19 protein-coding genes are annotated in these 25,489 nt (G+C 63.1%); 13 read left to right on the top strand and 6 right to left on the bottom strand.

Features of this window, described 5'->3' with window-relative positions; all coding sequences use genetic code 11:
* Positions 1 to 134 precede the first annotated feature (134 nt).
* Positions 135 to 1,538 carry a UDP-N-acetylmuramate--L-alanine ligase gene (gene murC / locus ACIQ2A_RS14705; protein ID WP_398480362.1) on the top strand — a complete coding sequence of 468 codons (1,404 nt, stop codon included), beginning with the start codon at positions 135 to 137 and terminating at the stop codon, positions 1,536 to 1,538.
* A 46-nt stretch (positions 1,539 to 1,584) separates the two neighbouring features.
* The gene (murB, locus tag ACIQ2A_RS14700; RefSeq protein ID WP_398480390.1) at positions 1,585 to 2,466 is read left to right on the top strand and encodes a UDP-N-acetylmuramate dehydrogenase; all 882 of its coding nucleotides are present in this window, start codon (positions 1,585 to 1,587) and stop codon (positions 2,464 to 2,466) included.
* Here murB and ACIQ2A_RS14695 read toward each other — a convergent pair.
* Positions 2,463 to 3,281 carry a hypothetical protein gene (locus tag ACIQ2A_RS14695; RefSeq protein ID WP_398480360.1) on the bottom strand — a complete coding sequence of 273 codons (819 nt, stop codon included), beginning with the start codon at positions 3,279 to 3,281 and terminating at the stop codon, positions 2,463 to 2,465. The genes murB and ACIQ2A_RS14695 overlap by 4 nt on opposite strands.
* 155 nt (positions 3,282 to 3,436) lie before the next feature.
* Here ACIQ2A_RS14695 and ACIQ2A_RS14690 point away from each other — a divergent pair, with 155 nt between their 5' ends.
* The 9 genes from ACIQ2A_RS14690 (at position 3,437) to ligA (ending at position 15,799) form a co-directional block, all read left to right on the top strand.
* Positions 3,437 to 4,447 (top strand): D-alanine--D-alanine ligase, encoded by a 1,011-nt coding sequence (locus tag ACIQ2A_RS14690; RefSeq protein ID WP_398480358.1) that lies wholly within the window; start codon positions 3,437 to 3,439, stop codon positions 4,445 to 4,447.
* Positions 4,448 to 4,777: 330 nt separating this feature from the next.
* Positions 4,778 to 5,782 carry a cell division protein FtsQ/DivIB gene (locus tag ACIQ2A_RS14685; RefSeq protein ID WP_398480355.1) on the top strand — a complete coding sequence of 335 codons (1,005 nt, stop codon included), beginning with the start codon at positions 4,778 to 4,780 and terminating at the stop codon, positions 5,780 to 5,782.
* Positions 5,779 to 7,107: a cell division protein FtsA gene (ftsA, locus tag ACIQ2A_RS14680; protein WP_398480353.1), complete on the top strand. Its 1,329-nt coding sequence runs from the start codon at positions 5,779 to 5,781 to the stop codon at positions 7,105 to 7,107. Before ACIQ2A_RS14685 ends, ftsA begins: the two co-directional genes overlap by 4 nt.
* A gap of 99 nt (positions 7,108 to 7,206) precedes the next feature.
* Positions 7,207 to 8,955 (top strand): cell division protein FtsZ, encoded by a 1,749-nt coding sequence (gene ftsZ / locus ACIQ2A_RS14675; RefSeq protein ID WP_398480351.1) that lies wholly within the window; start codon positions 7,207 to 7,209, stop codon positions 8,953 to 8,955.
* 345 nt (positions 8,956 to 9,300) lie between these two features.
* On the top strand, positions 9,301 to 10,275 hold the full coding sequence (lpxC, locus tag ACIQ2A_RS14670; RefSeq protein ID WP_398480349.1) for a UDP-3-O-acyl-N-acetylglucosamine deacetylase: 975 nt from the start codon (positions 9,301 to 9,303) through the stop codon (positions 10,273 to 10,275).
* A gap of 267 nt (positions 10,276 to 10,542) precedes the next feature.
* Complete coding sequence (locus ACIQ2A_RS14665) at positions 10,543 to 11,436, top strand: outer membrane protein assembly factor BamD (protein WP_398480347.1); 894 nt, start codon at positions 10,543 to 10,545, stop codon at positions 11,434 to 11,436.
* Between the two features lie 13 nt (positions 11,437 to 11,449).
* Positions 11,450 to 13,123, top strand: a complete 1,674-nt coding sequence (gene recN / locus ACIQ2A_RS14660; protein WP_398480345.1) for a DNA repair protein RecN — start codon at positions 11,450 to 11,452, stop codon at positions 13,121 to 13,123.
* Positions 13,124 to 13,298: 175 nt separating this feature from the next.
* The gene (locus tag ACIQ2A_RS14655) at positions 13,299 to 13,583 is read left to right on the top strand and encodes a GIY-YIG nuclease family protein (RefSeq protein ID WP_398480343.1); all 285 of its coding nucleotides are present in this window, start codon (positions 13,299 to 13,301) and stop codon (positions 13,581 to 13,583) included.
* A 65-nt stretch (positions 13,584 to 13,648) separates the two neighbouring features.
* Entirely contained in the window at positions 13,649 to 15,799 is a 2,151-nt protein-coding gene (gene ligA, locus ACIQ2A_RS14650; RefSeq protein WP_398480341.1) for an NAD-dependent DNA ligase LigA, read from the top strand.
* Positions 15,800 to 15,973: 174 nt separating this feature from the next.
* On the opposite strand, the gene ACIQ2A_RS14645 is transcribed toward ligA, so the two are convergent.
* Both ACIQ2A_RS14645 and ACIQ2A_RS14640 read right to left on the bottom strand, forming a co-directional pair.
* Entirely contained in the window at positions 15,974 to 17,239 is a 1,266-nt protein-coding gene (locus ACIQ2A_RS14645) for a multidrug effflux MFS transporter (protein ID WP_398480339.1), read from the bottom strand.
* 118 nt (positions 17,240 to 17,357) lie between these two features.
* Positions 17,358 to 19,196 (bottom strand): aminopeptidase P family protein, encoded by a 1,839-nt coding sequence (locus ACIQ2A_RS14640; RefSeq protein ID WP_398480336.1) that lies wholly within the window; start codon positions 19,194 to 19,196, stop codon positions 17,358 to 17,360.
* Between the two features lie 185 nt (positions 19,197 to 19,381).
* Between ACIQ2A_RS14640 and ACIQ2A_RS14635 the strand changes: the two genes are divergently transcribed.
* Complete coding sequence (locus ACIQ2A_RS14635) at positions 19,382 to 19,561, top strand: hypothetical protein (RefSeq protein ID WP_398480334.1); 180 nt, start codon at positions 19,382 to 19,384, stop codon at positions 19,559 to 19,561.
* Here the strand turns inward: ACIQ2A_RS14635 and ACIQ2A_RS14630 are convergent, their stop codons facing one another.
* The gene (locus ACIQ2A_RS14630; protein ID WP_398480332.1) at positions 19,562 to 20,449 is read right to left on the bottom strand and encodes a 50S ribosomal protein L11 methyltransferase; all 888 of its coding nucleotides are present in this window, start codon (positions 20,447 to 20,449) and stop codon (positions 19,562 to 19,564) included.
* A 203-nt stretch (positions 20,450 to 20,652) separates the two neighbouring features.
* Entirely contained in the window at positions 20,653 to 22,254 is a 1,602-nt protein-coding gene (locus ACIQ2A_RS14625; RefSeq protein ID WP_398480330.1) for a phytoene desaturase family protein, read from the bottom strand.
* 263 nt (positions 22,255 to 22,517) lie between these two features.
* Here ACIQ2A_RS14625 and ACIQ2A_RS14620 point away from each other — a divergent pair, with 263 nt between their 5' ends.
* On the top strand, positions 22,518 to 24,794 hold the full coding sequence (locus tag ACIQ2A_RS14620; protein ID WP_398480328.1) for a spermidine synthase: 2,277 nt from the start codon (positions 22,518 to 22,520) through the stop codon (positions 24,792 to 24,794).
* Positions 24,795 to 24,901: 107 nt separating this feature from the next.
* Here ACIQ2A_RS14620 and ACIQ2A_RS14615 read toward each other — a convergent pair.
* A partial coding sequence (locus ACIQ2A_RS14615; RefSeq protein ID WP_398480326.1) for a L,D-transpeptidase occupies positions 24,902 to 25,489 on the bottom strand: 588 nt, incomplete at its 5' end.

The raw sequence follows: 25,489 nt of genomic DNA, 5'->3' as shown, positions 1-25,489 counted from the left end.
AGAACCTGCCGCATTTGCAAGCCAAATATCGTTCACTTTCGTCATGGCCGGGCTTGTCCCGGCCATCCACGTCTGTTTGAAGGAGTCATGTGCCCGGTGCTGCGTCGGGCGTGACGAACGACAGAGATTGCCCCATGAGACTGCCGCGCGAGATCGGACCCATTCATTTTGTCGGCATCGGCGGCATCGGCATGAGCGGCATCGCCGAGGTGCTGTGCAATCTCGGCTACACCGTGCAGGGCTCGGACGCATCGGAAAACGCCAATGTGAATCGTTTGCGCGAGAAGGGCATCACGATCCATGTCGGCCACACCGCGGAGAACGTCGCCGGCGCCGATGTGCTGGTCGTCTCGACCGCGATCAAGCGCGACAATCCCGAATTGATGGCCGCGCGCGCGCAGCGTATTCCGGTCGTCCGTCGCGCTGAAATGCTTGCCGAACTGATGCGCCTGAAAAGCTGCGTTGCCATCGGCGGCACCCATGGCAAGACCACCACGACATCGATGGTCGCGGCATTGCTCGATGCCGGTGAATTCGATCCCACCGTCATAAATGGCGGCATCATCAATGCCTATGGCACCAATGCACGCCTCGGTGCCGGTGAGTGGATGGTGGTCGAAGCCGACGAGAGCGACGGCACCTTCCTGAAGCTCCCCACCGATGTCGCCATCGTCACCAATGTCGATCCCGAACATCTTGATCACTTCAAGACGTTTGACGCTGTGCAGGACGCGTTCCGCAATTTCGTCGAGAACGTCCCGTTCTACGGTTTTGCGGTGATGTGCATCGATCATCCCGTCGTGCAGACCATCGTCGGCAAGATCGAGGATCGCCGCATCATCACTTACGGCCAGAACCCGCAGGCCGATGCGCGCTTGGTTGATCTCAAGCCCGCGAATGGTGGCTCGTCCTTCAAGGTCGCGTTCCGCGATCGCAAGGCCGGAACTACCCATGAGATCGACAATCTCCTGCTGCCGATGCCCGGCCGTCACAACGCGCTCAATGCAACGGCGGCCATCGCCGTCGCACATGAGCTCGGCATTTCCGATGCGCAGATCCGCAAGGCGATCTCGTCCTTCGGCGGCGTCAAGCGCCGCTTCACCAAGACCGGCGAATGGAATGGCGTCACCATCATCGACGATTATGGTCACCATCCCGTCGAGATCGCAGCCGTGCTGCGCGCTGCGCGCGAAAGCACCGCAGGCAAGGTCATCGCCGTGGTGCAGCCGCATCGCTATACGCGCCTGCAGTCGCTGTTCGAGGAATTCTGCACCTGCTTCAACGATGCCGATACGGTCATCGTCGCTGAAGTCTATGCCGCCGGCGAAGCGCCGATCGCCGGCATCGACCGGGATAATTTTGTCCTCGGCTTGCGCGCGCACGGCCATCGCGAAGTGATCCCGCTGGCGGAATCGGCCGCGCTTGCTGGCCTCGTTGCGGGTGTGGCGAAGAGCGGCGATACTGTCGTGTGCCTCGGCGCCGGCAACATCACGCAATGGGCCTATGCGCTGCCCGCTGAATTGAAGGCGCTCGGATAACATCGTGAGCGGTTTTCCCGACATCACCCCCGATCTCAAAGCCGCGATGCCCGAGCTGCGCGGGCGTCTGCTCGCGAATGAGTCGCTCGCGCCGCTGACATGGTTTCGCGTCGGCGGTCCTGCGCAGGTGCTGTTCACGCCGGCGGAGGAAGACGATCTCGGTTACTTCCTGTCGAAGCTGCCGTCCGACATTCCCGTTACCGTCGTTGGCGTTGGCTCTAACTTGATCGTGCGGGACGGCGGCATCGAAGGCGTTGTTATTCGGCTCAGCCCGCGTGGTTTCGGTCAGGTCGCGGTGGACGGCGATATTGTCACCGCAGGGACCGCAGCTCTCGACAAGCGCGTCGCGGAAACGGCCGCCGCTGCGAATATTGGCGGTCTCGAATTCTATTTCGGCATTCCCGGTTCGATCGGCGGCGCACTGCGCATGAATGCGGGCGCCAATGGCGGCGAGACCAAGGATGTGCTGATCGAAGCTGTTGGCATCGGCCGGGATGGCCAGAAGCACGTGTTCGACAATGCCGGCATGCAATTCGTCTATCGCAATTCCGGTGTCGATCCGTCGATCATCTTCACCTCAGCAAAGTTTCGCGGGCCGATCACCGATCCCGCCGCGATCCGTATCCGCATGAACGAAGTGCAGGCGCATCGCGAGATGGCGCAGCCGATCCGTGAGAAGACCGGCGGCTCGACGTTCAAGAATCCGCCCGGTCATTCCGCCTGGAAGCTGGTCGATGCTGCAGGTTGCCGCGGACTGCGCGTCGGTGGCGCGCAGGTGTCGGAGATGCACTGCAATTTCCTGATCAACACCGGCGAAGCCACGGCGCATGACATCGAGACGCTGGGTGATACCGTGCGCGCCCGCGTGCTGGCGCAGTCCGGCATCGATCTGCATTGGGAGATCAAGCGGATCGGTGTGCCGCTTTAATCTGTCGGCTTCGGCGGTTGCGGCAGGGCCGCGCCCGGTCCGAGTTCCGGCAGAGTGAGCAGATGCTGCAGCGGCGCCTTCGAGACGCGGAATGCGCCTTCATACGGATGTTCCTGCAATGCGATCAGGCCGAGCGCCACGATGGCGGCGCTGCCGAACACCGTGAGCGCCGTCAGCATCGCGCGTGGCCGGTCCATATGCACCAAAGCGAGACCGACCTGGGTGAGCAGGCCGAGGATCAATACCGAAACCCATTTCAGGTCATTGGTCTGGTCCGCAGCGATGCTGAGCCGCTCGCTGCGCGCGGTGCCGGCGCGGATCACGGCGCTGAGCAGTGCCACCTGCACGGGCGTTCCGGACTCGCGTCCGACGCTGAGATCGCTGACCTCGCGCAGCACGTCATCATAGGCCACCTCGGTGCGCGGTGACGGCTCGTCACGGATCATCGCCGGCCACTCATCCGTCAATACCGAATTGACATAGACCTTCAGCGCCTTTCGAATGTCGGTCATGTCCGATACCGCGGCTATGCTCAGTGCGTAGACATTGCGGATTTCGCTCGCCTCGGCCTGCATGGCGCGCACCGCGTGACGGCCGCGCTCGCCGACATCATTCGCCAGAAAGCCGGTGAGCAGGCCGAACAGGATGGCGACCGACGAGAAGAACGGCGCCACGATGCCGTTGAGCTTCTGGATCTGTTTGCGCAGCGGGGAGCCGAAGCACAGAAAGACCAGGAAAAGCGCCGCGCCGTAATACAATACGCACAGCGTGGCGAAGATGCCGAAAGTGTTCAGGTCGAGCCAGGCTCTGGTCATCGCATCTCGTCCATTGATTCCGGGCGCGCAGTTGCGCCATATCCGCTGCGCTCTCGCGCATCGACGTCGTACAAGGCATTATATGACTCGCGCCCAGCCGTGCCATTGCCTTGCCGCTATGGTTACGATGCGGTGATTCGCATGGAGATCCGACAATGACTGCCTCGATCGCCCCAAACCTGATCACCATCGTGTTCGGGGGGCTGAACAAGGAGCGGCTGGTATCTGTCGCTTCAGCGCAGGCACTTCATTCGGCGCTGCCGGAAGCGGCTTTGTGGTTCTGGGACGCCGACGATCAGGTCTACGAGACCTCGGGCGCAACGCTGTTGGGCCATGAGCGTCCGTTCGAAAATCCGTTCAGAGCCGACGGCAAGTCGCTCGGTTCGCTGCCGCAGGCGCTCGATATCGCAAAGGGCGAGGGACGCGTGCTGGTGCTCGGCATGCATGGTGGCGCCGCAGAGAATGGCGAAGTGCAGGCCATGTGCGAAGTCCGCGGCGTTGCCTTCACTGGCTCCGGTTCTGCATCGTCCAATCTGGCCTTCGACAAGGTGGCAGCCAAGCGTTTTGCCGCGATTTCCGGCGTGCCGATCGCCGCCGGCATCGCGCTCGGCGACATGGAAGCGGCGCTTGATACGTACGGCAAGCTGATCGCCAAGCCGGCGCGCGATGGCTCCAGCTATGGCTTGATGTTCGTGAATGCCAAGCAGGATCTGGTCGCCGTCCGCAATGCCGCGAAGACGGAAGACTACGTGATCGAGCCATTCGTCGCCGGCATCGAGGCGACCTGCGCGGTGCTGGAGCAGGGCGATGGTTCGGTGATCGCACTGCCGCCCATCGAGATCGTCCCGGCCGGCGGTGGCTTCGACTACGAAGCGAAGTACCTCGCCAAGTCCACGCAGGAAATCTGCCCTGGCCGCTTCACGTCGGAGGTCACAGCGCAGTTGCAGGATTTCGCTGTCCGCGCCCACAAGGCGATGTCCTGCACCGGCTATTCGCGCTCGGATTTCATCGTGTCGGCCAATGGCCTGGTTTATCTCGAAACCAACACGCTCCCGGGCCTGACCAAGGCGTCGCTCTACCCCAAGGCGCTGAATGCGCAGGGGATCGGGTTCGTGGAGTTTTTGAACGGACAGATTGAGTTGGGGCTCAAACGCTCGGTGCGGTGAAGAAACTGCGACCCAACGCCGCCCGTCTGCGCCCGCCACGGTTCCTTAACGCCCGGCTGCAACACTCCCGCTAAAGTCTTCAGAATCCGGGGTAAAATGCCCCCTGAATCCATCCCCTTTACGTTTTGTTTACCAGGACAGCCGAAGGTTAACGCTGGCGGCGCATGTTGCGCTTGGCTGCCGAGGCGTGAGCTGTGCGGGTGTTCCGTATCGTCGCGTAACGATGGAAATGCTGTCTTTTCAGACACTTGGTCCGTTCCGGTCTGCCGAGAGGTCATCAGCGCTTTTGACCCGCGAAAATGCGGGCACAACTTGTGACGAGCTCGTGGAATGGATGGTGGAGGACGCCTCTCTCGGTCGGTCGGATCGCTGAGGCCCCAAGCTGACCTCAAGATGGCGGCCCGGGGGGCAGGCATCCTGCTGCGTGAGCGGCTGGCGCCGCTCGAGCGTTCCGTCTCGGCCCTGAAGAACCGCAAGGCGCCCGAGCGCGAGCCGAGCACCAGCAAACTCGTCATCTTCATCGAGCGCTATGTCCCGCGCCGCGTCGGTATCGCAGCGACGCTGCTGATGCTCGCCGGCAGCGTCGGTTTCGGCGTCGTTAAAGGCGAACATGTCGACGAAGTGGTCGAGGCCTTCATGGACACCCGCAATGCTGCGGCCAATGCGGCCGGGTTCCGCATTTCCTCGGTCATCCTCAACGGCCGCAAGCAGCTGACCCAGGACGAGATCCTAGCCATCGGCGGCATCAATGGCCGATCGTCGCTGCTGTTCGTCGATGCCGCTGCCGTGCGCGACAAGCTCAAGGCCAATCCGTGGATTGCCGACGCCAATGTGCTGAAGCTGTATCCGGATCGCCTGCAGATCGATGTCACCGAGCGCACCGCTTTCGCGCTTTGGCAGGAAGAGGGCAAGCTGGCCGTTATCGCCGATGATGGCGCCGTGCTCGAAAACTACGTGCCGAGCCGCTTCGTCAAACTGCCGCTGGTGGTGGGCAAGGGCGCGGACGCCGCGGCCAAGGATTTCATCGCGCTGCTCGATCGTTATCCGCAAGTCCGCGCCGTCACCAAGGCTGCGATCTATGTGGGCGAGCGCCGCTGGAATCTGCGCCTCAACGATAATCTCGATATTCGCCTGCCCGAAAACGATGTCGGCAATGCGCTGGCGATGCTGAGCAAGCTCGACCGCGATGATCGCCTGTTTTCGCGCGACATCGTCGCCATCGACATGCGCTTGCCGGATCGCCTGACCGTGCGTCTGTCGGAAGAGGCCGCGAAGGCTCGCGAAGAGCAGTTCAAGGCGCAAGATAAAGCCAAGAAGAAAGCAGGCGCAGCATGAGCGGGCTGGATCGCAACCAGGCGCCGAAGACGCGCCAGATGGCGGCCAACCGCACCGCGTTGGTGGCGTCGCTCGACGTCGGCACCAGCAAGATCGCGTGCATGATCGCGCGTCTGCGTCCGTGTGCGCCGAACGAGGCGCTGCGTGGGCGTACCCATGCGGTCGAGCTGATCGGCTACAGCCAGATCCAGTCGCGTGGCGTGAAATCCGGTGCGGTGGTCGATATGGGCGAAGCCGAGCAATCGGTGCGCCAGGCTGTCGGACTCGCCGAGCGCATGGCCAAGGTCCGCGTCGAATCCGTTTTGCTGTCGGTCTCCGCCGGTCGCCTGCAGGGCCAGCTCATCGAAGCCTCTGCCGATATCAAGGGTGGTGCCGTCACCGCTGCCGATATGGCGCGCGTCACCTCCACAGGCATGCGGCATGCGACACCGCCGGGCCGCACCGTGCTGCATGCCCTGCCGGTGAGCTATTCGCTCGATGGCGTGAAGGGCATTCGCGACCCCAAGGGCATGGTCGCGTCGCAATTCGGCGTGGACATGAATGTTATCACCGCGGACGCGACCGTCGCGCGCAATCTGATGCTCGTGGTTGAGCGCTGCCATCTCAATGTCGAAGCGATGGCAGCAGCGCCTTATGTCGCCGGACTCTCCGTGCTCACCGATGACGAGACCGATCTCGGTGCCGCCGTCGTCGAGATGGGGGCGGGGACCACCACGATTGCTACTTATTCAGGTGGCCGCATCGTTCACGCCTCCGGATTTGCGGTAGGCGGGCAACACATCACCATGGATCTCGCGCGCGGACTCGGCTGCTGCATTGCGGATGCCGAGCGAATCAAGACGTTATATGGCACCGTGCTGACAGGTGGCTCCGACGCGCGTGAAATGATGAACGTGCCGACGGCAGGCGATAACGACCGCGATTATCCGCAGGCCGTGTCACGCGCCACGATTGCAAACATTGTGCGCCAGCGTGCCGAGGAGATTTTCGAAATGATCCGGGATCGGCTTGCGGATTCGCCTTTCGCTGCAGAACCGCGCGCACGCGTGGTGCTGTCGGGCGGCGCCTCGCAGCTCACGGGTCTGGTCGAACTCGGCTCGCAGATTCTCGGTCGCTCGGTGCGCGTCGCGCGCCCGCTCGGCTTCGGCCGTCTGCCCAACGAGGCGAAGAGCGCATCCTTCGCCGTGCCGTCGGGCCTGCTGGTCTACCCGCAATTCGCCCACCTCGAACATGTCGAGCCGCGCCATACGCGGCAGCTCAAGACCGGCACCGACGGCGGCGGATACTTCGGAAAGGTCGGCCGATGGCTACGCGAGGGCTTCTGATGAGATTTTTCCAGACAACGCACATTCCGTCATCGACGCCACCGGCTTCAAGCCACCGGCAAGACCACACAATTCGCGCTTAATACGAGAGGCAAACTCATGACCATCAATCTCAACGTTCCTGATATCAGCGAGCTGAAGCCCCGTATTACCGTCTTCGGTGTCGGTGGCGCCGGCGGCAACGCCGTCAACAACATGATCACCGCCGGTCTGCAGGGCGTCGACTTCGTCGTCGCCAATACGGACGCGCAGGCGCTGACCATGTCGAAGGCGCAGCGCATCGTGCAGATGGGCACCCAGGTGACCCAGGGCCTCGGCGCCGGTTCGCAGCCGGATGTCGGCGCTGCCGCCGCCCAGGAAGTGATCGACGAACTGCGTGATCACCTCACGGGCGCCAACATGGTGTTCGTCACCGCCGGCATGGGCGGCGGCACCGGCACCGGTGCCGCTCCGGTCATCGCCAAGGCCGCCCGCGACATGGGTATCCTGACCGTCGGCGTCATCACCAAGCCGTTCCACTTCGAAGGTCAGCGCCGCATGCGCACCGCCGAAGCTGGTATCAACGAGCTGCACAAGGTGGTCGATACCCTTCTGATCATCCCCAACCAGAACCTGTTCCGCGTTGCTAACGAGAAGACCACGTTTGCCGACGCCTTCGCGATGGCCGACCAGGTGCTCTATTCGGGCGTCGCCTGCATCACCGACCTGATGGTCAAGGAAGGCCTCATCAATCTCGACTTCGCCGACGTGCGCGCAGTCATGAAGGAGATGGGCAAGGCGATGATGGGCACCGGCGAAGCCACCGGTGAGAAGCGCGCATTGACCGCTGCCGAAGCCGCCATCGCCAACCCGCTGATTGACGATTCGTCGATGAAGGGCGCGAAGGGCCTCCTGATCTCGATCACCGGCGGCAAGGACCTGACCCTGTTCGAAGTCGACGAAGCCGCAACCCGCATCCGCGAGGAAGTGGATTCGGACGCCAACATCATCGTCGGCGCCACCTTCGACGAGAGCCTCGACGGCGTGATTCGCGTCTCGGTTGTCGCGACCGGCATCGAGCAGGCCCAGCTGGCCCGCGCGCCGGCCCCGGTGTCGGCCCCGGTCGCAGCCGTTGCTGCGCAGCCGGACACCCGTCTCGCTGACCTGACTGCCCGCCTGCGCGCCGACAACCAGCGCATCGCCGCTGCCGCTGCCGCCAAGGGTGCTCCGGCGCCTGCCGCCGCGCCCGCTCCGCGCGCGCCGTCCAACAATCACGAACGCGCCGCTCTCGCCGCCATCGCTGCTGCCGTTGCGCCAGAAGCGCAGAGCAACACCTATGGTGACGTGACCGTTCGCCCGATTGCGCAGAAGCCGTCGCTGTTCCCGGAAGCTCCGCGCCAGGAAGCCCCGATGGAAGCGCCGCTTCCGGAGCAGTTCATTCCGCCAGCAGCTCATCTGGCTCCGGTTCGCGCCCCGCGCATGCCGAAGTTTGAGGAACTGCCGATGCCGGCCCAGGCCGAGATCCGCCAGGCGCGCGGTGAAGCCGATGAGGAACCGCAGAAGCAGCGCCTGTCGCTGCTGCAGCGCCTCGCCAATGTCGGCCTCGGCCGTCGCGACGAGGAATCGGAAGCTCCGGTGTCCGGCCGTTCGCAGGCCCCCGCCATGGCCCCGATGCCGCCGCTGCCGGAACGCAAGCCGCAGCGTTCGGTTGCCCAGCAGATGGGCAATGAGCCGCCGGTGTCCGAATATGCTCGCCGTCCGGCCCCGCAAGGTCTCGACCTCCATGGTCGTCCGGCACCTGTGGCTCCCGCGCCACAAGGCGATGATCATCTCGATATCCCGGCTTTCCTGCGCCGCCAGTCGAATTGATCGTCTGTAACAATTGCCATCAAGATTAAGCCCCGGTCATGTGACCGGGGCTTTTTCGTGGGCGTGCTGCTAAAGGCGTCACGATTCATTAATATATTGATTTTATTTACTTAATTTCGGTGTGCGTCGCCGCTCTCGCATCTTGTCGGTGCGGAAACCGCCAGAAACCTTGGTTAACAACCGGCCGGATTACGGCAGAGGTTGGGTAACAATCGGTTAGAAAGCGTGAGTTGGCGCACTTTGTGGCAAGGGTTAATGTGACTGCGACTCGGGGGCTCGGATAGCCGCAAGGTTGGTTCGAGTGAGTCCCTCTCATGACGAGAGGTCTATTTGGGTGGGTAACATATGACTTTCAGCCGACAGACCACGCTTGGAGCGCAGGCCACCGTCACTGGTGTCGGCGTCCATTCCGGAAAACCTGTCAGCCTGACCCTTGGACCCGCTCCCGTCGACGCCGGTTATATCTTCGTCCGCACCGGGCTTGAAGGTCCGGATCGCGAAGTTCAGGCCACCGCCAAATCCGTCATCGCCACCGAATTTGCCACCGTGCTCGGCGATCGTGAAGGCCCCATCGTTTCCACCGCCGAACATGTCCTTGCAGCCCTCCGCGGCATGGGCATCGATAATGCGACCATCGAGGTCGACGGCCCGGAAGTGCCGATCATGGATGGTTCGGCCGCCGCTTTCGTTGCCGCCATCGATCAGGCCGGGGTGGTGGAGCAAGGCGCCCGCCGCCGCTTCATCCAGGTGCTGAAACCGGTGCAGGTTGCCATCGGCGATAGTTTCGGTGAATTCCGCCCTCATGCGTCCGGCTTTCGCGCCGAAATCGAAATCAACTTCAACAATCCTGCCATCGGCCGTCAGAGCTATGTACTCGACCTCAATCCCGAATCCTTCCGCCGTGACGTCGCCCGCGCCCGTACCTTTGGCTGCATGAACGACGTGGCCCGCCTCTGGAGCGCCGGTTTCGCGCTCGGCGCCTCCTTCGAAAACTCTGTCGTGTTCGACGACACCAAGCTCCTCAATACTGAAGGCCTCCGCTACGCCGACGAATGCGCCCGTCACAAGGTCCTGGACGCGATCGGCGATCTCGCACTGGCCGGCCTGCCGATTCTCGGTGCCTATCGCTCGGTGCGCGGCGGCCACAAGCTCAACAACGAAGTCCTCAAGGCGCTGATGGCCGATCGTTCGGCCTGGAAGATCGTCGAGGCCGATGCGGTGTCCGTTCAGGCACCCGCCCGCCGCGGCCGTGCCACGGCTGACGTCACCTCGGGCGTGCTCGGCGGCCTGAGCCCGGCTTTCGGGCCGGACGTGTCCTGATCCGGTACGCCGTTTTGGACGCGTTCCAGCGTCCGACACCCTCAGTAACCATAACTACCTGTCTCCACACCTCTTTCGCCACAATCCCGGCGAAATGCGTCCGTATCCGGTTGGTTAACGAACGGCCTTCGGATAAACAGGCGCGCGGTCGGGGATCATGACCACGGGCTTGTTTCGGCTGGTTCGTATCGGGGCGCGGTTGGCGCGCAGAGCACCGCATTCAGGGCGTCGTTGAGGCGCCCGCACACAGACGTCAGGCAAGAATAGATGTCGGCACAGCGTTTCGCGCTTTCCTTTCGTGATGAACTCCAGCGCCTGAAGCGTCCGCTTCGGCTTGCTGTCGGCCTGATCGTGCTGGCCGTGCCGCTGGCCGGCTGTGGCACCGGCGCGCTGTGGGAGAAGTTCAGCAAGAAGGATGACCAGTTCGTCGATGAGCCCGCCGACAAGCTCTATAATGAGGGTCTGTACCTCATGAACCAGAGCAAGGATCCCAAGGCGGCCTCGAAGAAGTTCGAGGAAGTCGATCGTCAGCATCCGTATTCGGAATGGGCGCGCAAATCGCTGCTGATGTCTGCGTACGCCGCCTATCAGACCGGCGACTACGACACCTGCATCGGCTCGGCCACGCGCTATGTGACGCTGCATCCCGGCAGCCCTGATGCTGCCTATGCGCAATATCTGATCGCCGCCTCGCATTACGACCAGATCCCGGACATCTCGCGCGATCAGGGCCGTACTGAAAAGGCCATGGCTGCGCTCGAGGAAGTCGTCCGCAAATATCCGACCTCTGAATACGCCACCTCCGCCAAGCAGAAGCTGGAAGGCGCGCGCGACCAGATCGCCGGCAAGGAAATGGATATCGGCCGCTACTACATGAAGAAGCGCGACTACACCGCCGCCATCAACCGCTTCAAGACCGTGGTCACCCAGTACCAGACCACCCGCCATGTTGAAGAGGCGCTGATGCGTCTCACCGAGGCGTATATGACTGTCGGCGTGGTCGGCGAGGCGCAGACGGCCGCCGCCGTGCTTGGCCACAATTTTCCTGACAGCCGCTGGTACAAAGACGCCTACAATATTGTAAAGTCGGGCGGTCTCGAACCGAGCGAGAACAAGGGCTCCTATATTTCAAGGGCCTTCAAGCGAATCGGCCTCGGCTAGGAATCGTCCTCCCATGCTCGCTCGTCTGTCGATCCGTGACATCGTCCTGATCGAGCGGCTCGATATCGAATTCGCACGAGGTCTCGCGGTGCTCACCGGCGAGACCGGCGCCGGCAAATCGATCCTCCTCGACGCCTTCGCCCTGGCCCTTGGCGGCCGCGGTGATGCCGGCCTGGTCCGCCATGGCGCGGAGCAGGGGCAGGTGACTGCCGCTTTCGATCTTGCCCCAGGCCATCCCGCCCTCAGCCTGCTCAAGGACAACGGTTTCGACGACGACACCGGCGAGATGATTCTCCGCCGCGTGCAGTTCGGCGATGGCCGCACCCGCGCTTACATCAACGACCAGACCGTCAGCGTGCAGACGCTGAAGACGATCGGTGCCGCCCTCGTCGAAATTCACGGCCAGCACGACGACCGCGCCCTTGTGGACGCCGCCAGCCACCGCCGCTTGCTCGACGCCTTCGCCGGGCTGGACAAGGACGTCGTCGCGCTGGAAACGCTCTGGGACGCCCGCAAGGCGGCCTACGCGGCCCTCGAAACCCACCGCGCCAATATGGAGCGCGCTGCACGCGACGCCGATTATCTCCGCCATTCCGCCGATGAGCTGAAGAAGCTCAATCCCAAGGACGGCGAGGAGACCTCGCTTGCCGAACGCCGCACCGGCATGATGCAGGGCGAGAAGATCGCCTCCGATCTGCGCGAGGCGCAGGAGGCCGTTTCCGGCCCGCATTCGCCGATCTCCGCATTGGCCGCCGCCGTGCGCCGACTGGAGCGCCGGGCCGGCTCGTCACCGACGCTGGTCGAGCCTGCGGTGAAAGCCATCGACGTCGCCATCAATGCGCTGGAGGAGGCTGACCAGCATCTCAGCGCGGCCCTGATCGCCGCCGATTTCGATCCTGCCGAACTCGAACGCATCGAGGAGCGCCTGTTCGCGCTGCGCGCTGCCGCCCGCAAATTCTCGACGCCGGTGGATGGCCTGGCCGCGCTGGCTGCAAAATTCTACGCCGATGTCGCCACCATCGATGCCGGCGCCGGCCAGTTGCAGAAGCTGGAAAAGGCGGCGATCGAAACCGACGCCAAATATGCTGCCGCTGCTGCCAAGCTTTCGGCTGCACGGATCAAGTCGGCCGAGAAGCTGAACAAGGCCGTCATCGCCGAGCTCGCGCCACTCAAGCTGGAGCGCGCCAAGTTCATCACCCAGGTCGATACCGACGCGGCCACGCCGGGCCCGCAGGGCATCGACCGTGTCGAATTCTGGGTGCAGACCAATCCCGGCACGCGACCGGGCCCGATGATGAAAGTCGCCTCCGGCGGCGAACTCTCGCGCTTCCTGCTGGCGCTGAAAGTGGTGCTGTCCGACAAGGGGTCGGCGCCCACGCTGGTGTTCGATGAAATCGATACGGGTGTCGGTGGCGCGGTGGCTGATGCCATCGGTGCGCGGTTGGGCCGTCTGGCTGGCAAGGTGCAGGTGATGGCCGTGACCCATGCGCCGCAAGTGGCCGCACGCGCCGACCAGCACCTGCTGATCTCCAAGGCCGCCCTTGATAAGGGCAAGCGCGTGGCGACCAATGTGAACACGCTCGCCGACGATCACCGCCGCGAGGAAATCGCGCGCATGCTGGCGGGCGCGGAGATTACCGCGGAAGCAAGGGCCGCCGCGGACCGGCTGCTCAAGGGCGCGGCGTAACCCCACGGTGTCATTCCGGGGCGCGCCGAAGGCGCGAACCCGGAACCTCGGAATGTTGCACTCTGTTGCCGCGGGCTACGATGCTGAGATTCCGGGTTTGCGCTACGCGCCCGGAATGGCCTTATGTATCGGAATCCCATTGTGTTTCGCACCATCCTGCCAAACACTTCAGCCCATGTCGTATTACGTCTACATGCTCGCCTCGAAGAAGAATGGTGTGCTGTATATCGGCATCACCAATGATCTCATTCGGCGTGTCTACGAACATAAGGCGAATGCGGTCAAAAGCTTCACCTCGCGCTACAACGTGCATCTGCTGGTCTGGTTCGAGATCTACGATGATCCGCTGATCGCCATCACACGTGAGAAGGAATTGAAGAAATGGCGACGCGACTGGAAGGTCGCGCTGATCGAGGCGAACAATCCCGAATGGCATGATTTGTATGCCTCGATCCTGTAAGAGCAAAACATCATGAGATTCCGGGTTCGCGCTGCGCGCGCCCCGGAATGACGAAAGCGATGCGCATGGCAAAATCCCCCAAAACCCCCACTGACATCTCCACGCTCACCAGGCCGAAAGCCAAGATCGAGCTGATGCGGCTATCGCTGGAGATGGAGGCGCATAACAAGCGCTACTATCAGGACGATGCGCCAACAATCTCCGACGCCGACTATGATGCGTTGCGTCGCCGCGTCGAAGACATCGAAGCGAAGTTTCCCGAGCTCGTGGCGACGGATTCGCCAACCCAGACCGTGGGGGCCGCTCCTGCGCGCGGTTTCGCCAAAATCCAGCATGCGGTGCCGATGCTGTCGCTTGGCAATGCTTTCAGCGATGACGACGTCACCGAATTCGTGGAGCGCATTCAACGCTTCCTCAAGCTGGACGAAATCCCCGCGCTCGTCGCCGAGCCAAAGATCGACGGCCTCTCGCTGTCGTTGCGCTACGAGAATGGCGAGCTGATTCATGCCGCCACCCGCGGCGATGGCTTTACCGGCGAGGACGTCACCGCCAATGTCCGCACGATCAAGGACATTCCGAACACGCTGAAAGGCAAGCACATCCCCGCCGCCTGCGAGTTGCGTGGCGAGGTCTATATGCTCAAGAGCGATTTCCTCGCGCTCAACAGGAAGCAGGAAGAAGCCGGCGACACCGTCTTCGCCAATCCGCGCAATTCCGCCGCCGGCTCGTTGCGCCAAAAGGACGTGGCGATCACCGCGTCGCGGCCGCTGAAATTCTTCGCCTATGCCTGGGGCGAGATGTCGGACTATCCGATGCCCGAACCGACCCAGCACGCGATGATCGCCTGGCTGGACAAGGCCGGCTTTACCGTCAATCCCGAGATCACACTGTGCAAGAGCGTCGATGACGCGCTCGCTTTCTATCGCCGTATCGGCGAGATCCGGGCGAAACTTGGCTATGACATCGATGGTGTTGTGTACAAGGTCGATCGCATCGATTGGCAGGCGCGCCTCGGCTTTGCCGGCCGCGCGCCGCGCTGGGCCATTGCGCATAAATTCGCGGCCGAACAGGCGACCACCGTGCTCGAAAAGATCGACATCCAGGTCGGCCGCACCGGCGCACTGACCCCGGTGGCACGGCTGACGCCGATCACGGTCGGTGGCGTCGTGGTGTCGAACGCAACGCTGCACAATGCGGATTATATCGCGGGCATCGGCAATGACGGCCAGCAGCTGCGCGATGGCGTCGATATTCGCGAGGGCGACACGGTGATCGTGCAGCGTGCTGGTGACGTCATCCCGCAGGTCGTGAATGTCATCCTTGAGAAGCGCCCGACAACCGTGAAGCCCTACGCATTTCCCGACAAATGCCCGGTCTGCGGCAGTCATGCCATCCGCGAAAATGACGAAGTCGTCACGCGTTGCACGGGCGCGCTGGTGTGTCCGGCGCAGGCGGTGGAAAAGCTCAAGCATTTCGTGTCGCGATTCGCTTTCGACATCGACGGCCTCGGCGACAAGCAGATCCAGGAATTTTACGACGAGGGCATCATCATGCATCCCGTCGATATCTTCACGCTGGCAAAACGCGACGAGCGCAACAGCAAGAAGCTGCGCGACCGCGAAGGCTATGGCGAGGTCTCGGTGCGCAATCTGTTCGCCGCCATCGACGAGCGACGAAAGATCGAGCTCAATCGCCTGATCTTTGCGCTCGGCATTCGCCATATCGGCGAGGGCAACGCCAAGCTGCTCGCGCGGCATTACGGCTCGTTCGCCGCGTTCCGCGAGGCGATGCTCGCCGCGGCGGCCGGACAAAGCGAGGAGGGCAATACGTCGGAGGCCTATCAGGATCTCAACAATATCGGCGGGGTCGGCGAGATCGTGGCCGATGCCGTGGTCGAGTTCTTCGCCGAGAAACGCAACGTCAAGGCGCTCGACGAATTGCTCGATGAGATCGAGGTACTCGATGTCGCGCAGGCCAAGACCGACACGCCGGTGGCTGGAAAGACAGTGGTGTTCACGGGATCGCTGACGAAATTTACGCGCGACGAAGCGAAGGCTTCGGCTGAGCGTTTGGGCGCGAAGGTCGCCGGCTCGGTGTCGAAGAAAACCGACTACGTCGTCGCAGGTGAAGATGCCGGCTCGAAACTTGCCAAGGCGCGCGATCTGGGTGTGGCGGTGCTGACCGAGGACGAGTGGCTGGCGTTGATTGGCGGATGATGCCAGTGACCTCCCTCCCCGAGCGAAGCGAATGGGGAGGGTCCGCCGATAGGCGGGGGCGGGGTCTATCCCCACGTGACATCGGAGCTTGCTGGAGACACCCCACCCGTCCGCGCTACGCGCGACCACCCTCCCAGCGGCGCCGCTTCGCGGCTTGGGGGAGGGAGAAGGCGCTTACATCAATCCGCTCTCTTCGCTCTCCGCCTTCTCCATCATCTTCTCGGTCACCACCACGTTCCGTCGCGGCACCAGAAAGATCATCGCTGCCGCGCAGCCGCAGGACAGCACGACCAGCGAGAGATTGAGCGCCACGGGCGTCGCAAAATGCCCGCCAAGCCAAGCGCCACCCTGCGAGCACAGCGAGCCAAAACCCATCTGCATGAAGCCCATCATGCCCGACGCGGCCCCCGCGGCCTGCGGCCGGATGCTGAGCGCGCCGGCAGCGCCGTTCGACATCACGAAGGCATTGCCGAACATCACGATCATATGGGTGAGGAACAGCCAGGACGGGTTCTGGTTCAGCCCGGTCAGTCCCCACACCACATTGAGCAGGGCGCCGGCGAATTGCAGCGCAAGGCCGAACCAGATCAACTGCTCGATGGTCCGCCGTGGCGCGAAACGCACGCAGGCGAGATTGCCGAGCAGATAAGCGAGGCCCGAGGTCGCAAACCAGGCGCCATACTCAGCCGACGTGCGGCCCATCTGGTTGACGACCACATAGGGGCCGCCGCCGGCGAAGGTGAAGATGATCCACGATGCCATTACATAGCAGAACAGATAGCCGATAAAGGCGCGGCTGCCGAACAGGACTTTCGAGTCGGCGATGAACCCGCCGCCGCCTGCATCGCTGGTTGCGCGCTTGCGCGTCTCTGGCAGCAGCGACGCGATCGCCAGCGTCACGACGAGCGAAGCGGCGGTGACCGTGTAGAAGATCGCGCGCCAGCCGAAGCCGGTCTCGATCAGGCCGCCGGCCAGAGGTGAGAGCATCTGCGCGATCATCATCACGGCGATGACGAGGCTGATCATCGGTCCGACCCGCTCGCGCGGATAGAGATCGCGGATGATGGCGCGGCTCATCACCATCCCCGTGGCGCCGCCGAGCGCCTGGAAGAAACGCGCGGCGATCAATTGCGGCAGCGTGGTCGCAAAGCTCGATCCGATGCCGGCGATCACCATCAGGCTGAGCCCGGCGAGCAGCACCGGCTTGCGGCCGAAGCGGTCGGACAGCGGTCCCATGATCAGCTGCGAGAAGGCGAGCCCGACCATGTAGAGCGATACCGTCATCTGCGCGATGGAGATGTCGGCCTCGAAGGTGCGGGCGAGCTCGGGCAGTGCCGGCACCAGCATATAGAGCGAGATCGGCGCGATGCCGGTCATCACGACCAGCAGGAGCAGCATCACGCGGGAGCGGGTGAGGTCGATGGATTTGAGTTCAGTCATCATTGACCGTCATTGCGAGGAGCGTAGCGACGAAGCAATCCAATTGTTCCCTTGCCTGGCCTTCTGGATTGCTTCGTCGCCTTCGGGTCTTCGCAATGACGTGGGATGGGCCGACGGATCATTCGGAGACGACCAGCGGCTCGGTCGCCGCATGCAACCAGTCCCGCGTCTCGGCGTCGTCGATCAATGGTGTGATCTCGCGGCGGACGCGGGCGTGGTAGTCATTGATCCAGGTGAGTTCGCGCTTGCTGATGCGATGGGCGTTGATCAGCCGGCGATCGATCGGCGCCAATGTCAGCGTCTGGAATTCGTTCATCGGCTGCTCGGCGCCGTCGATCTTTGCTTCCACCACCAGTTCGAGGTTCTCGATGCGGATGCCGAAGGCGTCGGTCTTGTAGTAGCCGGGCTCGTTGGAGAGGATCATGCCGCGCTTCAGCGGCGTGGTGCCGAGCTTGGAGATGCGCGCCGGGCCTTCATGCACCGACAGATAGGAGCCGACGCCATGGCCCGTGCCATGGGCGAAATCGAGCCCGGCATGCCAAAGGAACTGGCGCGCGAAAGAGTCGATCTGCGCGCCGGTCGTGCCGTCCGGAAACACGGCGCGCGCGATGGCGATGTGTCCGCGCAGCACACGGGTGAAACGGTCGCGCATTTCGTCGGTGGGCTGGCCGATGGCGATAGTGCGGGTCACGTCGGTGGTGCCGTCTTCATATTGTGCGCCGGAATCGATCAGCAAGAGATCGCCCAGCGCGATGCGGCGGTTGCTCTTGCGGGTGACGCGGTAATGCACGATGGCACCATTCGGCCCGGTGCCGGCGATGGTCGGGAACGATACATCCTTCAGCGCCCCCGTATTGCGGCGAAAGGTCTCCAGTGCTTCCACGGTGTCGATCTCAGTGAGCCCGCCCTTCGGCGCCTCGCGATCGATCCAGGCAAGAAACTTTGCCAGCGCCACGGCATCGCGGCGATGCGCGGTCATGGTGCCCTTGATCTCGACCGGGTTCTTCATCGCCTTGAGCATGGCAATGGGGTCGCTGCCACGCACCGGCCTGCCGCCGGCCGTCGTGATCAACTGGCTCAGCGCATCGGCGGCCGTCGCGCTGTCGAGTGCGATCGATGCGCCGGTTGCGGCGAGATCGCGCAGCGCGGTCATCAGGGCATCCGGCTCCTGCACATCGGCCGAGGCTTCGAGATGATTGCGTGAACTGTTGGACAGCTTGCGATGGTCGATGAAGACCAGTGGCCGCCCATCCTTCGGCACCAGCGCATAGGACAGCGGCAACGGCGTGTGCGACACGTCGGCGCCACGGATATTGAAGGTCCAGGCCACCGCATGGGAGTCGGACAGCACGATGGCGTCGACGCCGAGCCGCGTGATCTCGGCGCGAATGCGCGCGAGCTTGTCGACCTCGCTTTCGCCGGCATATTCCATCGGGTGGATTGTCACCGCCCCGAGCGGCGCAGTGGGCCGCTCATGCCAGACCGCATCGATCGGGTTGGTCTCGACGGCCACGAGCTCCGCGCCGGCCTTGGCGCAGGCGGCCTTCAGGCGCTCGGCTGCCGCTGTCGTGTGCAGCCACGGATCAAATCCGAGGCGGTCGTCCGCTTTCAGATGATCCGTGAGCCAGCTTTCCGGCGGTGGCTCGACCTGCGACTGGACGCTCCAGGCGCTGGTATCGACCTGTTTGGGTGCCTGCACCGTGTAGCGGCCATCAACAAATATCGCGGCGTCCTGCAACAGCACCACGGCCATGCCGGCCGAGCCGGTGAAACCGGTGAGCCAGGCCAGCCGCTCATCCGCTGGCGGCACATATTCGTTCTGCTGCTGGTCTGCGCGGGGAATCACGAAGCCGGTCAGCTTCCTGCGCAACAATTCCTCACGAAACGCAGCCAACCGCGCCGCCAGCGCGACGCCGCCCTCGGGCTCTTCAAAGGTCTGGAATTGGGCTTCAAACATGGTGCCGATATCCTATGGGTGCGTTCTGGCGCCGGCAATCGAGGAGCAGGGTTGCGAAAAGCTGGCACAGGTTATGCTTGAATTTCGGCAACGGTTACAAATGCGGAACCATCCGGTGGCGCGATTTGTTGCCCTTGCGGAGACCGTCAGGTCTTTGTGTTCAACTCAACGAAGAGGGAGACACCATGCCCGCTTTTACGTTCGAGAAGATTTCCCCGCCGCGCCAATCCGCACAGCCGCAGCCTCAGTCGCGAGGTGTCGCCGCGCCGCAGCCCAGAGAAAACGTCATCCAGGTTCTTGGTCGTTTCGTCATCGCGCGCGTGCGCGAGGAACAACCGTCGTCGGATCAACAGTCTTCGAACTGATCATCCCGCCCGCTGCATCAGCAGGCTGCTCCAGCCTTCGATGATCTGCTGCTTCAGCAGCACCAGCCCGCGTGCACGATAGGCCACGATCACGCTCGTCGCCTGATGCGGCAGAAGACCCGACAGAATGATCATGCCATTGCTCGCCATGTGCCGCTCCATATCGGTGGCCATGGCGCGCAATGGATTGGCGAGAATGTTGGCCAGGATCAGATCGAACGGTGCATGCTTGGCAATTGCCGGCGATGAGAAGCCGGTCGCGCAAACGGTCTCGACGAGATTGCCGACGCCGTTCAGTTGCATATTTTCATGCGCCACCTTCACGGACATCGCATCGATATCTGTCGCCAGCACATGCTTCTTGGTGGCCTTGGCCGCCGCGATGGCCAGCACGCCGGTGCCGGTGCCGAGATCGAGAATGCGCTTCGGCGCCTTCGAGCGCAGCACGTAGTCGAGATAGATCAGGCAGCCGCGCGTGGTGCCGTGATGGCCGGTGCCGAAAGCCAGCGCGGCTTCGATCTCGATGCCGAGCTGGTTGTCGCGCACCTTGTCGCGATCATGGCTGCCATGGACGATGAAACGTCCGGCGCGCACCGGCACGAGGCCTTCGAGGCTTTCCTTCACCCAGTCCTTGGCCTCGATCGTATCGAACACGATGCTGCCGGCCACCGTGTCGTCGGACGCGAGGGAGACCAGATTGCGGATGGAGGCTTCGTCCGGCGGATCGGCGAAATGTACGGTGACATCCCAGCGGCCCTGCGGATTCTCGAAGGCCGCGATCGCTGCTTCGCCTTCCTCAAAACTCTCGGTGAGCAGATCGACGATGCGCTTGGCGCTGAATTCATCGCCGACGGCGAAGGTGGCGCGGCTGGTGCCTTGTGGGGTCATCGCGGATCCGTCGTGAACAGGACATGCAAGGGTTTATCCGCGTTTCGTACAGGGTTTATCCCGTCGATGATACCCGGCTGATGCACCGGACTTGCGCCGCTTTATACCGGAGCCGTGCACGGTTTATCCCGGACTTGCCGACAGGCTTTTCCCGTCAAAAATCACAGGCTGTGCACGGACTTATCCACAGTCTGCCCACAGGCTTATCCAAACAGCGCCCGGTGATCCCGCAGCACCGTCTTCGCCGCATTATGGCCGGGCGCGCCGGTCACGCCGCCGCCGGGATGGGCCCCGGAACCGCAGTGATAGAGCCCCTTCAGCGGCCCGCGATAATCGGCATGGCCCAGCATCGGGCGCGCCGAGAACAGCTGGTTCAGGCTGAGCGCCCCGTGAAAAATATCCCCGCCGATCAGGCCGAAATCACGCTCGAGATCGAGCGGTGACAGCGCCTGCCGGCCGATCACGCTGGCTTTGAAGCCGGGCGCGTAATCATCCACCGTCTTGATCATCAGATCGGCCACCGTGTCGCGGTGATCGTCCCATGACATGCCGTTTGGCAGTTCGGGCGCCACATGCTGGCAGAACAGGCTGGCGACGTGCTGGCCCGCAGGCGCAAGGCTGTCATCGAGGGTGGAAGGGATCAGCACCTCGACGATCGGCTGCTTGCTCCAGCCATCCTGTTTGGCATCCAGCCAGGCGCGCTCCATATAGCCGAGGCTCGGCGCGATGATGATGCCGGCAGTGAGATGATCGCCAGTGCCGGGTAGCGCGGTGAATGAGGGCAGGGCACTCAGCGCTACATTCATGCGAAAAGTGCCAGAGCCACCGCGCCAACTGGCCATGCGTTCGCGAAACGGCTTTGGCAGCGCATCCGCCGGCGTCAGTCGCGTGTACAGAAGCTTCGGATTGACGTTGGAGATCACATATTTCGCGCGAATGGTGTCGCCATTCTCCAGCACCACACCGACAGCGCGGTCGCGTTCCACAAGCACTTCGCGCACGCCATTGCCGAGTGTGATGTCGACGCCATGGCTGCGCGCCGCGGCGGCCATCGCCTGGGTGATCGCACCCATGCCGCCGATTGCGTGGCCCCAGACGCCCTTCTTGCCATTCACCTCGCCAAAGGCGTGATGCAGCATCACATAGGCGGAGCCGGCCGCATAAGGGCTCGCATAATTGCCGACCACTGCATCGAAGCCGAACAGCGCCTTGACCAGGTCATGTTCGAACACGTCGTCGAGCATCTCGCCGGCAGAGCAGGTAAAGAGGTCGAGCAGGATACGCTGCTGCTCGATGCTGAGTTCGTTCAGGATCTTCGCGGTGCCGAGCGCATTGATCGCTTCGGAAATGGTGCCGAGCCCGAAGCCCTGCACCACATTCGGCGGTGCACGCAGCACGAAGGCGCGCAGCACGTCGGCGATCACCTCGAGCTGTTGCGAGAAGGCGCCGATCCGTTCGGCGTCATGGGCGCTGAGCCTTGCTACGGACGCTTGGGTGCGGCCTTCGCCTGTCAGCAGATAGGAGCCATCGGGCGCGGGCAGAAAATTCTGTGCCTTGCGCTCCACGATCTTCAGCCCGTGCTGATGCAATTTGAGGTCGGCAATAATCTGCGGATTGAGCAGGCTGACGGTGTAAGATGCCACGGAGTTGCGGAAGCCGGGGTGAAACTCCTCGGTCACTGCGGCACCACCGACCACGCTGCGGCGATCGACCATTTTCACGCGCAGTCCCGCCATCGCGAGATAGGCCGCGCAAGTCAGGCCGTTATGGCCGGCGCCAATGATCACAACGTCGTGGTCTGACATGTCCGGTTCAACACCATCTGATAGAGCGCCCTTTATCGAAGAGGCGGCCCTGCGGCACAAGGCCATGGAGACGCCAATCCGGTTCCATGGTTAGCCCGGATTGCCCGAATGGGTACTCTATGCTCCATTCGCCCACCCCGTCATTGCGAGGCGCCTTTGGCGCCGGAGCAATCCAGAAGTCACAGGGATGATCTGGATTGCTTGGTCGCAAGGGCTCCTCGCAATGACGGGATTTGCCGTCACGATTCGTCTCCGGAGAGTTCATGAGTTCGTCGCAGCCGTCCGCCGCCCCAAACTCGGCCTCCCGCAATCGCCTGCTACTGACGGTCTATACGGCCGCGATCTTCGTCAGTGCACTGCTGCTGTTCTCGGTGCAGCCGCTCTTCACCAAGATGGTGCTGCCGCGGCTCGGTGGCTCGCCCGCCGTCTGGTCGGTGGCGATGGTGTTCTTCCAGTCGCTGCTGCTCGGCGGCTATGCCTATGCGCATTACCTGATGCAACTGCGCAGCCGCGTGCTGCCGGTCATCATTCATGTGCTGCTGCTGGTGGTCGCGCTGCTGACGCTGCCGCTGGCCATCGCAACAGGGTGGGGCGAGCCGCCGGACAGCGGCTATGCGTTCTGGCTGCTCGGCCTGTTCGCGGTTTCCATCGGCCTGCCGTTCTTTGCGCTCGCGGCCAATAATCCGATGCTGCAGGCCTGGTTTGTGCGCACCGGGCATCCCGATGGCCGCGATCCGTATTTCCTCTATGCCTCGTCAAATATCGGCAGCTTTCTCGCGCTGCTGTCCTATCCGGTGCTGCTGGAGCCGATGTTCTCGCTGCGCACGCAGAATCTGATCTGGACCTCTGGCTACGGCCTGCTCATCGTGTTGATCGCCGGCTGCGGTTTCCTGCTGATGCGCTCGCCCGCCATTGCTGTCGCCTCGCCTGAGGCTGAAGAAGCCGCTGCACCGGCGCCGAGCTGGATGCAGAGGCTGCGCTGGATCTTCCTCGCCGCCGTGCCGTCGGGCCTGCTGATTGCCGTCACCGCGCATATCTCCACCGACGTCGCTGCGGCGCCGCTGCTCTGGGTGCTGCCGCTGTCGCTCTATCTGCTGACCTGGGTGCTGGTGTTCCAGTCGCGCCCGTTGCTGCCGCACTGGCTGATGCTGATGGCGATGCCGCTGGCCATTGCCGGCGTGATCGTGTTGCTGGCCGTTGGCGGCGAGCAGAACCTGCTGCTGACCTTGGGCGGTCATCAGCTGGCTTTCTTCATCATCGCCATGGGATGCCATGGCGAACTGGCGCAGAGCCGTCCGGCCGCGCGCTATCTCACCGGCTTCTATGTCTCGCTGTCCTTCGGCGGCATGGTCGGCGGCCTGTTTGCCGGACTGATCGCACCCTATACCTTCTCGTGGATCGCCGAATATCCGATCCTGGTCGCATTGGCGGTGCTGTGCCTCCCGGCGCGGGTCGGGCGCTATGCCGGCTGGCGTGGTCTGTACTGGCTGTTGTTGCTGATCGCGGCTGTTGCCCTGATAGCGCCGAGCTACACGACCGGCAAGCTGTTCAACTGGCTCGATACCCAGCGCGTCTATGTGATTGCCGCGGTTGCGATGATCGCGATGATCGTGTCGCGCCTGCGCGCCAGCCGCCTCGAATATCTTGGCATTACCGTGCTCGCGCTGGCGCTGCTGCGCATCTATCCCGCCGATGATGGCCGCGTCGAGACGGTGCGGAGCTTCTTCGGCGTGCACAAGATCCAGGTCACCGCCAATGGCCAATATCATGTGCTGCTACATGGCACGACTATTCATGGCGCCGAGAAATATCTCAACGATGACGGCACGCCGGTGACGGGGCGCCCGGAGCCGATCTCCTATTATTACAAGGATGGCGGCATGGGGCAGGCGATCGCCGCCATGCGGGCGCGCAAGGGCGCGCCGCTTCGCGTGGCGGTCATCGGTCTCGGTTCGGGCTCGCTGGTCTGTGCGCAGGCGCCGGGAGAGAACTGGAAGTTCTTCGAAATCGACCAGACCATGGTCGATACCGCACGCGATCCGAAATATTTCAGCTACATCTCGAAATGCCAGCCCGACATCAAGCCTGTAATCGGCGATGCGCGCCTGACATTCACGAAGGAAGCGGATGGTGCCTACGATCTCATCATCGTCGACGCCTATTCATCGGACGCGATCCCGATCCATCTGGCGACCCAGGAGGCGATGGCGATCTACAAGGCCAAGCTGGCGCCCGATGGCGCCGTGGTGATGCATGTCTCCAACCGCCACCTTGAGCTGGCGAGCGTGGTGACAGGCATTGCCGATGCAAACGGACTGAAGAGCTGGGTGTTCAACGAGGATACCGGCCGCGATGCCGAATATATCTTTTCAACCAATGTCGTGATTTCCGCGCGCAACGATGCGGATGTCGGCACGATAGCCCAGCCGTCCTCGTCATGGACGCTGACACCGGCCAAGCCGGACCAGCGCGTGTGGACCGATGACTATTCCAACATCCTCGGCGCTGTCTGGCGCCGGTTGCGGGATGGCGATACGTAAGTGGTGTTTATAGGGCGGATTAGCGTAGCGTCATCCGCCGGCCGACTTCATGATTGAAACTCCGCGGCGGATTACGGCTTCGCCTTATCCGCCCTGCGGACCGCATTTCAATAATCGCCGAAGAAGCCGCGCTGGCGCGGGGCGTAATAGACCTGGGGCTGGCGGTTGTAGTTGGAGTAGCCGCGGTTCGCATAATATTGCTGCGTCTCGGCTTCGGTCATGCGGCGATAGCCGGGAGGTGCCGGATATTGGCGGCCATCATTGCCGTCGGCCGGATAGATGTAGCGGTCGTCATCGGTGGGCTGCGGCGCCTGGCGAACGATGCGGCGATTGTTCGGCACCACCTGCGGCGCGATCTCCATGGGATTGCCATAGGCGTCATAGGATGGCTCGGCGGTGGCGACCTCGCGGCGCGCCGGAGCGGCGGCCGTCTTGGTGCCGCGCGGATTGCGGGCGAGGGCGACCTGCGATGAACCGGTGAGACTGACGGTGGTGTTCAGTACGCCGTCGGCCTTCACCATCGCAAACAGCGTCGCCGCGTTGGCGCGCGAGAGGCGCACGCAGCCATGGGAAGCTGGCGAGCCGAGGCGATTGACCGAGTCGGTACCGTGGATGGCGTGGCCGCGTTTGGTGAAGAAGATCGCATTCGGCATCGGCGCTTCGTCGAATTCCTTGGAGTAGTGATCTTCCTCCAT

The organism is Tardiphaga sp. (assembly GCF_044336785.1).
GTDB lineage: Bacteria > Pseudomonadota > Alphaproteobacteria > Rhizobiales > Xanthobacteraceae > Tardiphaga.
Note: the sequence above shows the minus strand (reverse complement) of the source record. Positions and strands in the feature narration are given on the sequence as shown.